The sequence below is a fragment of the Streptomyces sp. WI03-4A genome (assembly GCF_033792105.1).
Taxonomy (GTDB): domain Bacteria; phylum Actinomycetota; class Actinomycetes; order Streptomycetales; family Streptomycetaceae; genus Streptomyces; species Streptomyces collinus_A.
This window is the reverse complement of the sequence record NZ_JARAUO010000001.1, coordinates 264,555-277,290: the sequence shown is the minus strand read 5'-3', so window position 1 is coordinate 277,290 and position 12,736 is coordinate 264,555. Positions and strand designations below refer to the sequence as shown.

The window sequence follows — 12,736 nt, the reverse complement described above, 5'->3', positions numbered from 1 at the left end:
TTCCCGGAGCGGGGGCCGTTCGACGTGTCAGCAGCGGTGTCAGCAGCGGTGGGCGGTCTCGCCGTCGATCAGGGTGTCGAGCAGGACGCCGAGCACCTCGCGCTCTTTCTCCGTCAGCGGCGCGAGGATCTCCTCGGCCGCGGACCGGCGTGCCCCGCGCAGCTCGCGCAGCGTCGCCCGGCCGTCGTCCGTCAGCTCGATACGGGTCACCCGCCGGTTGGCCGGGTCCGCGACCCGCCGCACCTTGCCGCTCGCCTCCAGCCCGTCGACCAGCGTCGTCACCGCCCGCGGCACCACCTCGAGGCGCTCGGCGAGGTCGGCCATGCGCGGGGGCGAGCCGTAGTGCGCCAGGGTGCGCAGCAGCCGGGACTGGGCCGGGGTGACGCCCACGTCGCGCCGCTCCAGGTGACGCTTCTGGATGCGGTGCACCCGGCGGGTGAGCCGCAGCAACTGCTCGGCGAGCAGGCCGTCGGGATCGGGGCTGGTCATGCGGGAACAATATCAGGATGCGGTTCATTGTGAGTATAGGTAACAATGAGCTACGATCCGCCAGTCGCCGCCGGTCCGTCCGGGCCGGCGCCCGCTCACCACCGTAGGAGCCCATGCATCCCGACCGTGAAACCTCCTGGACCCCACCCGCCGACGCGGGCGAACAGCCCCGGCAGGTGCGCCGCATCCTGAAACTCTTCCGCCCCTACCGCGGGCGGCTCGCCATCGTCGGCGTCCTGGTCGGCGCCTCCTCGCTGGTGTCGGTGGCCACACCGTTCCTCCTGAAGGAGACCCTCGACGTCGCGATCCCGGACGGCCGTACGGGCCTGCTGAGCCTCCTCGCGCTCGGCATGATCCTCAGCGCCGTCCTGTCCAGCGTCTTCGGCGTGCTGCAGACGCTGATCTCCACCACCGTCGGCCAGCGCGTCATGCACGACCTGCGCACCGCCGTCTACGGCCGGCTGCAGCGCATGTCGCTCGCCTTCTTCACCCGCACCCGCACCGGCGAGGTGCAGTCCCGCATAGCCAACGACATCGGCGGCATGCAGGCCACCGTCACCTCCACCGCCACCTCCCTGGTCTCCAACGCCACCAGCGTGGTCGCCACGATCGTCGCGATGATCGCCCTCGACTGGCGCCTGACGATCGTCTCGCTGCTCCTGCTCCCGGCCTTCGTGTGGATCAGCCGCCGCGTCGGCAACGAACGCAAGAAGATCACCACGAAGCGGCAGAAGCAGATGGCCGCGATGGCCGCCACGGTCACCGAGTCGCTGTCGGTCAGCGGCATCCTGCTCGGCCGCACCATGGGCCGCTCCGACTCGCTGACGGCGTCCTTCGCCGAGGAGTCCGAGCGCCTGGTCGACCTGGAGGTGCGGTCGAACATGGCGGGCCGCTGGCGCATGGCGGTGATCACGATCGTCATGGCCGCCATGCCCGCCGTCATCTACTGGACCGCGGGTCTCGCCCTCCAGGTCGGCGGCCCGGAAGCGTCGCTCGGCACCATCGTCGCCTTCGTCTCGCTCCAGCAGGGCCTGTTCCGCCCCGCCGTGAGCCTGCTGGCCACCGGCGTCCAGATCCAGACCTCCCTCGCGCTCTTCCAGCGCATCTTCGAGTACCTGGACCTGCCCATCGACATCACCGAGCGCGCTCGGCCCGTCCACCTCGACGAGATCAAGGGCGAGGTCCGCTTCGAGGACGTCCAGTTCCGCTACGACGGCAAGGGCGCGCCCGTCCTCGACGGCATCGACGTCACCGTCCCGGCCGGCGGCAGCCTGGCCGTGGTCGGCCCGACCGGCGCGGGCAAGTCCACGCTCGGCTACCTGGTGCCCCGGCTCTACGACGTCACCGGCGGCCGCGTCACCATCGACGGCGTCGACGTGCGCGACCTCGACTTCGACACGCTCGCCCGCGCGGTCGGCGTCGTCTCCCAGGAGACGTACCTCTTCCACGCCTCGGTCGCCGACAACCTCCGCTTCGCCAAGCCGGACGCCACCGACGAGGAACTGCACGCGGCGGCCCGCGCCGCCCAGATCCACGACCACATAGCCGCGCTGCCCGACGGCTACGACACCGTGGTCGGCGAACGTGGCCACCGCTTCTCCGGCGGCGAGAAGCAGCGCCTGGCCATAGCCCGCACCATCCTGAGGGACCCGCCGGTCCTCATCCTGGACGAGGCGACCAGTGCCCTGGACAACCGCACCGAGGCCGCGGTCCAACAGGCCATCGACAACCTGTCGGCCGACCGGACGACCCTCACCATCGCCCATCGCCTGTCCACCGTCCGCGGCGCCGACCAGATCGTGGTTCTGGACTCCGGCCGGATCGCCGAGCGGGGCACGCACGAGGAACTGCTCGATGCCGACGGACGTTACGCCGCCCTGGTGCGCAGGGACGCCCAGCTGGAGCCGGCCGGCTGACGAGCGACCTCGGCCGACAAGCTGACGATATGTCGGGATTGTGACCATACGCGTATTACCGTGCCCGCATGCAGATGAACACTCCGCGACGGAGCACCATGCGACTGACGCGCCGGGGCAGGCTCCTTCTCCTCGTGACCGGCGCCGCCCTGGCCGGCACCGCCGTGGCGGTGCCACTGCTGACCCTGCGCGGCGGGCACCACGTGGAGGCGAAGCCGCCCACGCTGCTCATCCCCGAGGGCTGGCGCGCGAGCCAGGTGTACGACGCCGTCGACAAGGCCCTCGGGCTGGCCCCCGGCAGCACCCGCAAGTCCCTCGGCAAGGCCGCCCTGAAACTGCCGAACGAGGCCGGCGGCAACCCCGAGGGGTACCTCTTCCCGGCGACCTACACCGTCCCGAAGGGCTCGACCCCCGAGTCGCTGCTGCGGACCATGGTCGACACGGCCAACCAGCGCTACAACCGCGCGCCGGTCGCCGCCGGAGCGCAGCGCGGGACGACCGACGTGTACCAGGCCGTCACCGTCGCCAGCATCGTCCAGGCGGAGGCCGCCACCAGCACCGACATGGGGAAGGTCGCCCGGGTCGTCCTCAACCGGCTGCAGCGGGGCATGCCGCTCCAGATGGACTCGACGATCAACTACGCGCTCAACCGCAACACCGTGCACACCACCGAGGCCGACACCCGCATGGAGAGCCCGTACAACTCCTACCAGCGCATGGGGCTGCCGCCGACCCCCATCGACAACCCCGGCGAGCAGGCGATGCGGGCCGCGCTCAACCCGCCGGCCGGTGACTGGCTGTACTTCGTCACCGTCGGACCCGGCGACACCCGCTTCACCGCCGACTACTCCGAGCACCTGCGCAACGTGGCGGACTTCAACGCCCGTCACCAGGCGCAGACCGCTCAGCCGCAGCCGCAGCAGACCGGCGGCAGCGCACAGCCCCCCGCGACCCAGCCTCCGGCGACCCAGCCCCCCGCGACCCAGCCCCCCGCGACCCAGCCCGCGGTCACCCAGCCCCCGGCCACCCAGCCGCCCCGCTGAACCGGCCGGACGTCATGCGACGGCCGGCTCGGCGGGCTCCTCCGCCAGCAGCCGTCTGATGTCCCGTACCGCCGCGCGCCCGGCCCGGTTGGCGCCGATCGTGCTCGCCGACGGCCCGTACCCGACGAGGTGGACACGCGGGTCGGCGACCGCGCGGGTCCCCTCCACGCGGATCCCGCCGCCCGGTTCGCGCAGGCGCAGCGGCCTGAGGTGATCCAGGGCGGCCCGGAAGCCGGTGGCCCACAGGATGACGTCGGCGCCGACGCGCCGGGCGTCCGGCCCCTCGCCCCACTCCACGCCGTCCGGGGTGATCCGGTCGAACATCGGCTGCCGGTCCAGGACTCCGTCGGCCAGCCCCTGCCTGATCGCGTCGTTGAGCGGCAGCCCGGTGACCGCGACCACACTCCTCGGCGGCAGGCCGAGGCGTACCCGTTCCTCCACCAGCGCCACCGCCTCCCGGCCGGCCTCCTGGTCGAACGGGCCCTCGCGGAAGACGGGGGGCCGCCGGGTGACCCAGGTGGTGGCGGCCGCGTACGGGGCGATCTCCAGCAGGTGCTGGGTACCGGAGGCCCCGCCGCCGACGACCACGACCCGCTGTCCGGCGAACTCCCCGGGCCCGGCGTACTGCGCGGTGTGCAACTGCCGTCCCCGGAAGGTGCGCTGACCGGGATACCGCGGCCAGAACGGGCGGTCCCAGGTTCCGGTCGCGTTGATGAGCGCGCGCGTGGACCAGTCGCCCTCCGAGGTACGCACCGTCAGCCGCCCGTCGTTCCCCTCTTGCACGGCGTGTACGTCGACGGGCCGCCGCACGCGCAGGTCGAAGGCGCGCTCGTAGCGGTCGAAGTACGCGCCGATGACCTCCGCCGAGGGCCGGTCCGGATCCGCGTCCGTCAACTCCATGCCGGGCAGCGCGTGCATCCCGTGCACCTTGCCGTACGTCAGCGAGGGCCAGCGGAACTGCCAGGCGCCGCCGGGGCCGGGGGAGTGGTCCAGGACCACGAAGTCGCGGTCCGGTTCGAGACCGGTGCGCCGCAGGTGGTAGGCGCTGGAGAGACCGGCCTGGCCGGCACCGATGACGACCACTTCGACCTCGCGCAATTCGTTCACGTTTCTACGAACAGTGGGGTGCAGCGGGATCTTCCCCCGGGGGCCGTTCAGGGTCGCGCCGTGAGGTGTGAAGACCGGCGCATGGGTCAGGATGGGGTCATGTCAGATGCCTTCACCACTCGGATGCTGCACGTCGCCACCGGTTCCCGGGAGCGGGTCGTCGACCTGACCTCGGAGTGCGAGGACTTCCTGCGCGAGGCGGCGGCGGGCCGCGACGGCCTGCTGAACATCTTCGTGCCCCACGCGACCGCCGGTATCGCCGTGATCGAGACGGGCGCCGGCAGCGACGACGACCTCCTGGCCGCCCTGCACACCCTGCTCCCGGCGGACGACCGCTGGCAGCACCGGCACGGCAGCCAGGGCCACGGCCGCGATCACGTCCTCCCCGCCATCGTCCCGCCGCACGCGACCCTCCCGGTCATCGGCGGCCACCTGGAACTGGGCACCTGGCAGTCGGTGTGCCTCGTCGACACCAACCGGGACAACCCCGACCGCAAGGTGCGGCTGAGCTTCCTGGGCTGAGGCGGGCCGAGCCCGGGTCAGGGAACCCCGGGGACCGACCTCCGTGCGCGGGTTCACAGCTCCGCGAAGGGCTCCTCCTCCGAGACGAAGCGGTAGGGGTCGTAGGCGCGGTAGCTGACACGCAGGAGGAGGACGGAGTCGTCCTGGCTGCGGGGCAGCTCAGCTCGCGCTCCACCACGTACGGGGCGAGCGGTATCCCGAAGTCGCGCAGGTCCACCCGCAGATGTGAGCGGCTCAGCCGGTGCTCGAACAGCGGCCACAGCAGTTCCTCCGGGCGGCTGACGTCCGACAGGCCGCTGGGCACGATGATCATCGGCCGGCTGGGCGGAAGCAGGGAGCGCAGGCCCGCCAGGTACACGGGGTCGTCGCAGGCGGTGGCCAGCACCGGGTCGACCGGGGCCGCCGCGACCACCGGCAGCGGGGGCAGGGGCGGCAGCGGCGGTGACGCGCCGAGCCGGGCGGCGGGAGGGCGGCCACGCCGCAGCACGCGCCCCACGAGCACGTGCCGGGGCCCCGGTTCGAGGAGGGCCAGGCCCGGCAGACACAGGGCGACGGCGCCGAGGGCGAGGAGCAGATAGACGTGCAGCGGCCATGTCACCTCTGCCGCCGAGAGGAAACCGGCCAGGACGGCCACGCCGCTGATCGCGCCCACGACGGCGCGTTGCAGGTACTTCCGTAAGTGCCGCCGGATCCGCTCGCCACGGCCCATGAGGTAGCCCCGCCCAGCGAGTGCGTCGGGCTCCATCGCTGCCTCCCCCGGTACCCGGACCGCAACGGCCCCCACCGTTGTGAACGGTCAGCGTAACCGCTGACCGACGTCCTGAGACGGCTCATGGTCAACTCCCGCGGAGCGGCCCGGTGGCCCGGTGGAAGCACTCCACCGGGCGCGCCCCCCGACGGCTCCCCGCATCACCTGCGGAGGAGTTGTACGCCTGCCCTCACCCGCTCGCCGTCCCCGGCCGCCAAGCCGCGGCGCACAGCGCGCGGTCCAGTTCGTCGGTGTAGCGGGCCGCGGCGAGCCAGGCCCGCGCGAACCGGCCGGGGTCGGCCGGCAGCAGCCGGCCGAACACGTCGCGGGCCCGCTCCGCCGCGGCCGCGTGGAGTTCGCCCAGGAGGTCACCCGCCGTCGCCAGACCGTGCCGGCCCAGCCGCCGCTGGTCGGCCCCGGTGTTCCCGGGGGACAGCACCAGCCGGCCGCCCGACACCGCCTGGTGCACCCGCCGGCGCAGCAGGTGCACCGGTGCCTCCGCGGCCGTGGGAACGGTGACCGGGGCGGCCGACGTGACGGGCACGGCCGGCAGGTCGGCGTGCTGGAGCCGGTCGAGGCCGATGTCGACACGGGTGCCGGGCACGCTGGGGTGCTCGGCCGCCAGCAGCAGCGCCCGGGGGTACGGAGCCGGGACCAGCCGGGCCACGATCCGGAGCCGGCTGCCCCGGGCGGCGGCCAGCAGGCGGAGGTTGTCGCGGTGGGGGAGCGCCGGATGGTCGTGGGCGGCGACCAGCCGCAGCGGTACGCCCTCGCAGTCGGCGAGCAGGCAGTCGCCCGCGGCCTCCCGGACCGTGCCCCCGAGGGTCACCTCGAGGAAGAGCAGGTCATGACCGCCTGTCAGGGCACGTGCCACCTGCTCGGCGGGCGGCGGCGCCCACAGCCGGTCCAGGGTTTCCTCACGCCAGTCGGCACCGGGCGCGCGGACCGCCCGTACCCCCGCGCCCGCGCCGAGCCGGCCCGTCGGGGACACCGTCGCCCCCGACACCGCCAGGCCCGCACGCGACAGTTCACGGTGCGTCAGCGCGGTGTCGCCCACGCGCACGGCCCGGTCGGCCGCGCCCGTCGCGCGCCCCGCCCCGCCGGGTGCCACGTCCGGCACCTGGAACAGACGGCCCTTGGCGTCGGCGGTCCAGGTGACCGCGCCCGCGTAGCCGCTCGCCGTCAGCACCGGCTCGGAGAAGAGGCCGTACAGCCGCAGGGAGCCGTCCGGACGGTACGGCTGCCGTACGGTGCCGCGCAGTTCGGCCAGCTCGGCGCCCACGGCGCGCGGGACGCGGTGGGCCGCCGAGAGGACGTCGCGCAGCGCGGCGACGAGATCGGCGAGGCGGTACGCGGGGTCGGCGGAACGGGCCGCGCGGAGGGCGGTGACCACGGAGACGGCCGTCGCCGCGGACCTGGGGAGTCCCGCGAGCCGGGCGGTGTGCGCGGCGCGCAGCAGCTCCGCCTGGAGCACGGCGCCGGAACCGTCCGTACCGGCTTCGAGGACGGCGGCCGCGGCGGCCTGCACGGCGCGGGCGGCGGCGCACTGCTCGGCGGTCGCACGCGCGGCGGAGGTCGCGCCCGTGGCCGAATCGGTGCCCGGAGTCGTGTCGGCGCCGGAGTCGCGGTCCGCGTCCACAGCCGCGTCGGCGTCAAAGCCGCGGTCCGTTTCAGGAGCCGGATCCGCGTCGGAGTCCAGGTCCGCGACCGGTGCCGCCGAAGCGGCCGCGGCGCGGTGCAGGCAGTCCGGGGCCAGCAGGCAGCCGCAGCGGACGGCGTCCGCGCTGCTCACCTTGCCGCCGGGCGCGTGCAGTTCGACGTCGATGGTGTCGTCGACGGCGATGCGCACCGTGTCACCGTCGCGGACGGCCGGGCGGTCCGCCAACTTGGCGATGCCCGCGTCGAGCCGCTTGCGCAGCCGGGGCGAGAGGGCCGCGACCAGTTCGGCGGTCACGGACGGGTCGACCGGGGGCAGAACCCCGCTCGGCAGGTCCTGGCTCGGGCTGCTCATGCGATCTTCTCCCCTACCCAGCGGGCGAGTTCGAGTGGGCTGAGGGCCGCCACCGGCATGCCCGCGGCGACCAGTTGCGCCGCCACCCCCGTCGAGTACCTGGGACGCCCGGAGTCGTCCAGGCTCGCGCATCCGAGGAGCCGGCAGCCTGCGCCGGCCAGGGCGCGGACCTCGGCGAGCAGCCCGCCGACGGGATAGCCCTCCTCGAAGTCGCTGACGACCACGACGAGCGTCCGCGAGGGCACCGTGACCAGTTCCCGTGCGTGCCGCAGACCGGCGGCGATGTGGGTGCCGCCGCCGACGCTGACCTCGAGCAGCAGCGACAGCGGGTCCTCGACGTGGTCGGTCAGGTCGACGACCTCGGTGGAGAACGCCAGGAAGTGCGTCGACAGGGTGGGCACCCCGGCCAGCACCGCGGCAGTGATCGCCGACCAGATCGTGGACGCCTCCATGGACCCGGAGACGTCGGTGACCAGGATCAGCCGCCAGTCGGCGGCCTTGCGGGCCCGGGCGCGGAAGACGGGGCGCTCGGGAATGACCCGGACCGTGCCGTCCGGGGCGCGGCGGGCGGTCGCCAGGTTGGCCCGCAGGGTGCGGGGCAGGTCGAGCCCGCCGCCCGGCCGGCGGCTCGGGCGCGGCAGCGCGGTGCCGTGCAGCGCCGGGCGCAGCCGGGTGGCCAGCTCGCGGGTCAGCCCGTCCACCAGGCGCCGGACCAGCGGGCGCAGCGTGGCCAGCCGGGCCTCCGGCAGCCCGCCCGCGTGCCGCAGCACCGAACGGAGCAGGTCGACGGAAGGCCGTACGGAGTCCGGGTCCAGCTCCGTGAAGACGTCCGGCCGACCGGTGGCGGCGGCCGCCGCCAGCACCTCCTCGCGGACGCCCGGCCCGAAGAGGACCGCCAGTTCCTCCGACCACTCGCGCACCCCGGGATACGGCGCCTCCCGGCCGCCACGGCCCCCACCGGTGAGGTCGCCCCGGCTGCCCTCGCCGCGCCCGGCGCCGTACAGCTCGTCCAGCGCGGTCGCCAACGGGCGTGCCGAGGCGGACAGTTGCTCGGTGCGGCGGCCGAGCACGAGACGCCAGCGGTCGGCCGCGGCGAGCCGGTGACCGGGGTCGCCGGCCGGGCCGGCCACGTCGGGTGACGCGGCACCCGGCCGCCCGGGCGCCGGCAGCAGCCCCCAGGAGGCGAGGGCATCCCGGGCCGCGAGGTCGGCTCGGGTCCAGGTGGCCAGTGCGACGGGGTCGACGTCGCCGGTGTCGGCCGGCAGGCGCTCGTCCAGGCGTTCCTCGACGGTGGACAGGAGCCGGTCGCGGGCGGCGGGGCTCAGGGTGTCGAATCCGCCCCGCAGAGCGGGCAGCCGGTCCAGGAAGTCCTGGTCGGACAGCTCGGACACCCGGCCGAGCAACGGTTCGAGCGCGGGGGCCGCCGACTCCAGCAACTGCCCGGCGGCGGTCAGCACTCCCGTGAGCCGCGCGGTGAGCGCCGACCGGGAGGCGGCATCGCCGGCGCCGTCCACCCAGGAAGCCACCCGGTCACCGAAACCGCGCGCGTCCTCGTGCCCGAGCAGCACGCGTACGGCTCCGGCCGCGCCGCGCATCAGCGGGGAACCGCCGTCGGCCAGCCGGGCGAGCGCGTCGGTGAGCCGGATGCCGCCCAGCGCGTCGGCCCGGTGGGCGAGTTCGAGCAGGGCGTGGGCGTCCGCGGGGGCCTCGGAGCCGGTGAGGCCCTCGACCTGGCGCACCGCGACGGTGGTCAGCAGGTCGGCCACGGCCGCCGCCCGTGCGTCACGGCCCGCGTCGGACGGCAGACCCGGCACATGACCGGCCCGCAACCGGTCCGACAGGGCGAGTCCGGCGAGCAGTTCGGGCAGGGTGCCGGAGCCCGGCAGCACGTCCGCCGCCTCCTCCAGCCGCTCGTCCGTCAGGACCGGCAGGCCGCACTCCGCCGCCTGTTCCAGGCCGCGCAGCACCTGCGCCGCCGTGGGCCCGCCCTCGTCCCGCTCGGCGCGCCGCCGCTCCCGCAACCGGCCCTCGGCGGCCTGTGCGGAGGTGACGCCCCGTACGCCCGCCGCGGTGAGCATCGCCGCCGTGGCGGGCGTCCAGCGCACCTCCCAGCGGGACGTCAGCGCCTCGGCGCCGCCGGCGCCGACGACCTCCTTGGGCTCCGCGTAGGGCACCGCGCACACCGTGAGGCGGCGCAGCAGGAGTTCGCGGCGGCGGTCCAGGTCGGAGCGGAGCGGGTCGAGGCGCAGGTCACGCGCGGCCACGGTGCCGGAGTCCGCCGGGCCGGGCAGGCCCAGCGCGGCCAGCTCCGCCTCGACCGCGGGGGCGAGCCCGCTGCGGGGCGCCGACGGCGCCGGACGGCCGGCCCGGGTGCCGACGAGCACCCTCTCCATCGCCCGTGCGACGGCCCGTCCCCGCCCGTACGGCTCACCCTGCGCGAGCACGGTCTGCACGGCCTCGACCAGTTCGCCCCGGCCCGCCGCGGGCAGCCCGCGCAGCCGGGCCAGATCACCGGCGAGCCGGGCGATCTCCCGCGCGTCCGCGGGCCCGGAGGGGTGCCCGAGGCCGCGCAGTTCGGCACACACCCGGACGGCCGCACCGGTCAGCGCGTCCTCCAGCGCGACCGGGTCACCGGCGGCCTCGAGCACCCGGTGCTGCCACTCGGGGTCGCGGATGCCCGCCGGGTAACCGGAGCGCTCGTCGAGCAGGGCGTAGGTGTAGGGGATGAGCGAGGTCGTCCAGGCCTGCGTGTTCCGGCCGGGGCCGGACCCCGTGCCGCCCGCAGGTGTCTCGCCATGGGCCGGTGTCTCGCCGTCCGCCGGGGCGAGCAGCGCCGGCGCGTGGAACGCACCGACCACCACGGCGGCCCGCTGCCCGTTCGCGGTGGCCGCGGCCAGGCACGACCGCATCCACCGCTCCCGCCGCAGATCCAGCTCCGGGACGCCGCCCGAGTCCGCCGCGTCCCGGCGCAGCGCCCACCCGGTGAGCAGCGCGGCCCGGCGCAGGGCCTCCGGCGGGGAACCCGGCGCGGTCGCCTCGACCAGCCGGTCCCAGAGGTCGTCGCCGGGACGGCCGCTCAGCCGCGCACGCAGCGCGGAGGTCAGCCCGCCGGCGAGATCCTCCGGCGCGCGGGCCGCGTGCTCGGCGGGCGCGGGGTGGTCCGTCGCATCCCCCTGGCCGGGCGCGTCCACGTGGTCTGTGGCATTCCCGTGGCCGTGCGCATCCCTGTGGCGCGGCGCACCCACGCGGCCCCACGCATCCCCGTGGCCCGGCGCTTCCCCTTGGTCGGCCGGCTCCCCACGTCCAGCCATCCCGCCGGCCCACGCCCGGTCCGCCAGCGGCAGGTCGCAGGCGACGACCGGCACGTCGTGGCGGGCCGCCCAGCGGACCGCCACCAGCTCCGGTGAGAAGTCCGCGAACGGGTAGAACGCCGGGCCGCCGGCCCCGTCGGCGGGCGCGGCGGCGAGGGCGACCGGCGCACGGGTCTCCTCGTGCGCGAGCCACGGCAGCCAGTCCTGCAGCTCAGCGGGCAGCTCGACGAGCAGGACGTCGGGCTTCGCCGCGTCCAGCAGGGCCGGGACGGCCGCGGCCAGGGACGGCGCGTGGTGCCGTACACCGATGAGGTACGGCGCCGCCGGGTCGGTGAGGGCCGCGACGGCGGCCTCGGGGGAAACGGGGGCCACGGCCGTCAGCCCTCCAGGACCGTGCGCAGGTCCCACAGCGTCCGCCAGGTGGCGGAGCCCTGCTCGGCGCGGCGCCGGACGGGACCGTCCCAGTAGCCGCGCAGCCGGGCCGCGTCGGCCGGGTCGTCCTTGCGCACGACACCGAGGAGATGGCCCGGAAGCAGTTCCAGGACATCGCGGTCGCCCGGGAAGTACGCGGCGGCCAGGCCCAGCGCGCCCGCGACGGACACGGCCTCCGCGGTGCTCATCACCGTGGACGGCCGCTCCACCTCCCAGCCCTCCGCCGACCGGCCCTCGCGCAGGTCCCGGAACGCGGTGACCAGGGCCTCCAGCACGGTGTCGTCGACCCGGAAGGGCGCCCCGGCCCGTTCCACCGACGTCCGGGCCTGCCCGCGCACCAGCGCGGTCTCGGCGTCGAGGTCCCCGATGGGGCCCACGGTCTCGAAGTTGAAGCGGCGCTTGAGCGCGGCGGACATCTCCGAGACGCCACGGTCCCGCAGGTTGGCGGTGGCGATGAGGGTGAACCCGGGCGCCGCGTGCGCCAGCCCGTCCTCGGTGCCCGCCAGTTCGGGGACGGCGATACGCCGCTCCGACAGCAGGGACACCAGGGCGTCCTGCACCTCGGGCAGGCAGCGGGTGACCTCCTCGACGCGGGCGACGGCGCCCCGGGACATCGCGGTGAGCACCGGCGAGGGCACCAGCGCCTGCTTGCTGGGCCCCTGCGCGAGCAGCAGTGCGTAGTTCCAGCCGTACTTGAGCTGGTCCTCCGTCGTACCGGCCGTGCCTTGCACCACCAGTGCGCTGGTCCCGCACACCGCGGCCGACAGCAGCTCCGAGAGCATGGACTTGGCGGTGCCCGGCTCTCCGACGAGCAGCAGGCCACGTTCACCGGCGAGCGTGACGACACACCGCTCCACCAGGGCCCGGTCGCCGACGAACTTGGCCGCCACCTCGAGCCGCCGCGGCACCCCGTCCGGCACCTCGGCGTCGTCGGGCAGCCGCAGTGCCCGGCCGCCGCTGCCCATCACGAAGGTGACGACGGCGCGGGGCGTGAGCCGCCAGGCGGGCGGCCGCGGGCCGCTGTCGTACGCGGCGAGGAAGGCGAGTTCGGTCGCGTACCGCTCCTCGGGCGGGACGATCTGGCGGGTAGCGTCGGGAACGAGGACGGTGGTCATCGGCGGATGCCCTTCGAGCGGGTGCGAACGGTGGTCGGGGGA

General features: G+C 75.2%; 8 protein-coding genes. 3 read left to right on the top strand and 5 right to left on the bottom strand.

What is annotated here, in order from left to right; translation table 11 throughout:
* Positions 1–39 precede the first annotated feature (39 nt).
* Entirely contained in the window at positions 40–489 is a 450-nt protein-coding gene (locus PV343_RS01270; RefSeq protein ID WP_020938474.1) for a MarR family winged helix-turn-helix transcriptional regulator, read from the bottom strand.
* A 113-nt stretch (positions 490–602) separates the two neighbouring features.
* On the opposite strand from PV343_RS01270, the gene PV343_RS01265 reads away from it, so the two are divergent.
* A complete protein-coding gene (locus PV343_RS01265; RefSeq protein ID WP_319144851.1) occupies positions 603–2,405 on the top strand; it encodes an ABC transporter ATP-binding protein in 1,803 nt (600 codons plus the stop codon).
* Positions 2,406–2,473: 68 nt separating this feature from the next.
* Positions 2,474–3,448 carry an endolytic transglycosylase MltG gene (gene mltG, locus PV343_RS01260; protein WP_319144850.1) on the top strand — a complete coding sequence of 325 codons (975 nt, stop codon included), beginning with the start codon at positions 2,474–2,476 and terminating at the stop codon, positions 3,446–3,448.
* A gap of 12 nt (positions 3,449–3,460) precedes the next feature.
* Here the strand turns inward: mltG and PV343_RS01255 are convergent, their stop codons facing one another.
* The gene (locus PV343_RS01255; protein ID WP_319144849.1) at positions 3,461–4,555 is read right to left on the bottom strand and encodes an NAD(P)-binding domain-containing protein; all 1,095 of its coding nucleotides are present in this window, start codon (positions 4,553–4,555) and stop codon (positions 3,461–3,463) included.
* Between the two features lie 99 nt (positions 4,556–4,654).
* Here PV343_RS01255 and PV343_RS01250 point away from each other — a divergent pair, with 99 nt between their 5' ends.
* A complete protein-coding gene (locus tag PV343_RS01250) occupies positions 4,655–5,077 on the top strand; it encodes a secondary thiamine-phosphate synthase enzyme YjbQ (protein ID WP_319144848.1) in 423 nt (140 codons plus the stop codon).
* 938 nt (positions 5,078–6,015) lie between these two features.
* On the opposite strand, the gene PV343_RS01245 is transcribed toward PV343_RS01250, so the two are convergent.
* From PV343_RS01245 to PV343_RS01235, 3 genes are read right to left on the bottom strand one after another with little or no spacing between them, the layout of a single operon-like run.
* Positions 6,016–7,836, bottom strand: coding sequence for a hypothetical protein (locus tag PV343_RS01245; protein WP_319144847.1), 1,821 nt, complete (start codon positions 7,834–7,836; stop codon positions 6,016–6,018).
* Positions 7,833–11,519: a DUF5682 family protein gene (locus PV343_RS01240; protein WP_319144846.1), complete on the bottom strand. Its 3,687-nt coding sequence runs from the start codon at positions 11,517–11,519 to the stop codon at positions 7,833–7,835. The genes PV343_RS01245 and PV343_RS01240 overlap by 4 nt, the downstream gene beginning before the upstream one ends.
* 5 nt (positions 11,520–11,524) lie before the next feature.
* Positions 11,525–12,694, bottom strand: a complete 1,170-nt coding sequence (locus PV343_RS01235) for an ATP-binding protein (protein ID WP_319144845.1) — start codon at positions 12,692–12,694, stop codon at positions 11,525–11,527.
* Positions 12,695–12,736 lie beyond the last annotated feature (42 nt).

Excerpts from the sequence above, each read along its gene's own strand:
- PV343_RS01270 (WP_020938474.1), bottom strand. The coding sequence starts at position 489 with ATGACCAGCCCCGATCCCGACGGCCTGCTCGCCGAGCAGTTGCTGCGG.
- PV343_RS01265 (WP_319144851.1), top strand. The coding sequence starts at position 603 with ATGCATCCCGACCGTGAAACCTCCTGGACCCCACCCGCCGACGCGGGC.
- mltG (WP_319144850.1), top strand. The coding sequence starts at position 2,474 with ATGCAGATGAACACTCCGCGACGGAGCACCATGCGACTGACGCGCCGG.
- PV343_RS01250 (WP_319144848.1), top strand. The coding sequence starts at position 4,655 with ATGTCAGATGCCTTCACCACTCGGATGCTGCACGTCGCCACCGGTTCC.
- PV343_RS01245 (WP_319144847.1), bottom strand. The coding sequence starts at position 7,836 with ATGAGCAGCCCGAGCCAGGACCTGCCGAGCGGGGTTCTGCCCCCGGTC.
- PV343_RS01235 (WP_319144845.1), bottom strand. The coding sequence starts at position 12,694 with ATGACCACCGTCCTCGTTCCCGACGCTACCCGCCAGATCGTCCCGCCC.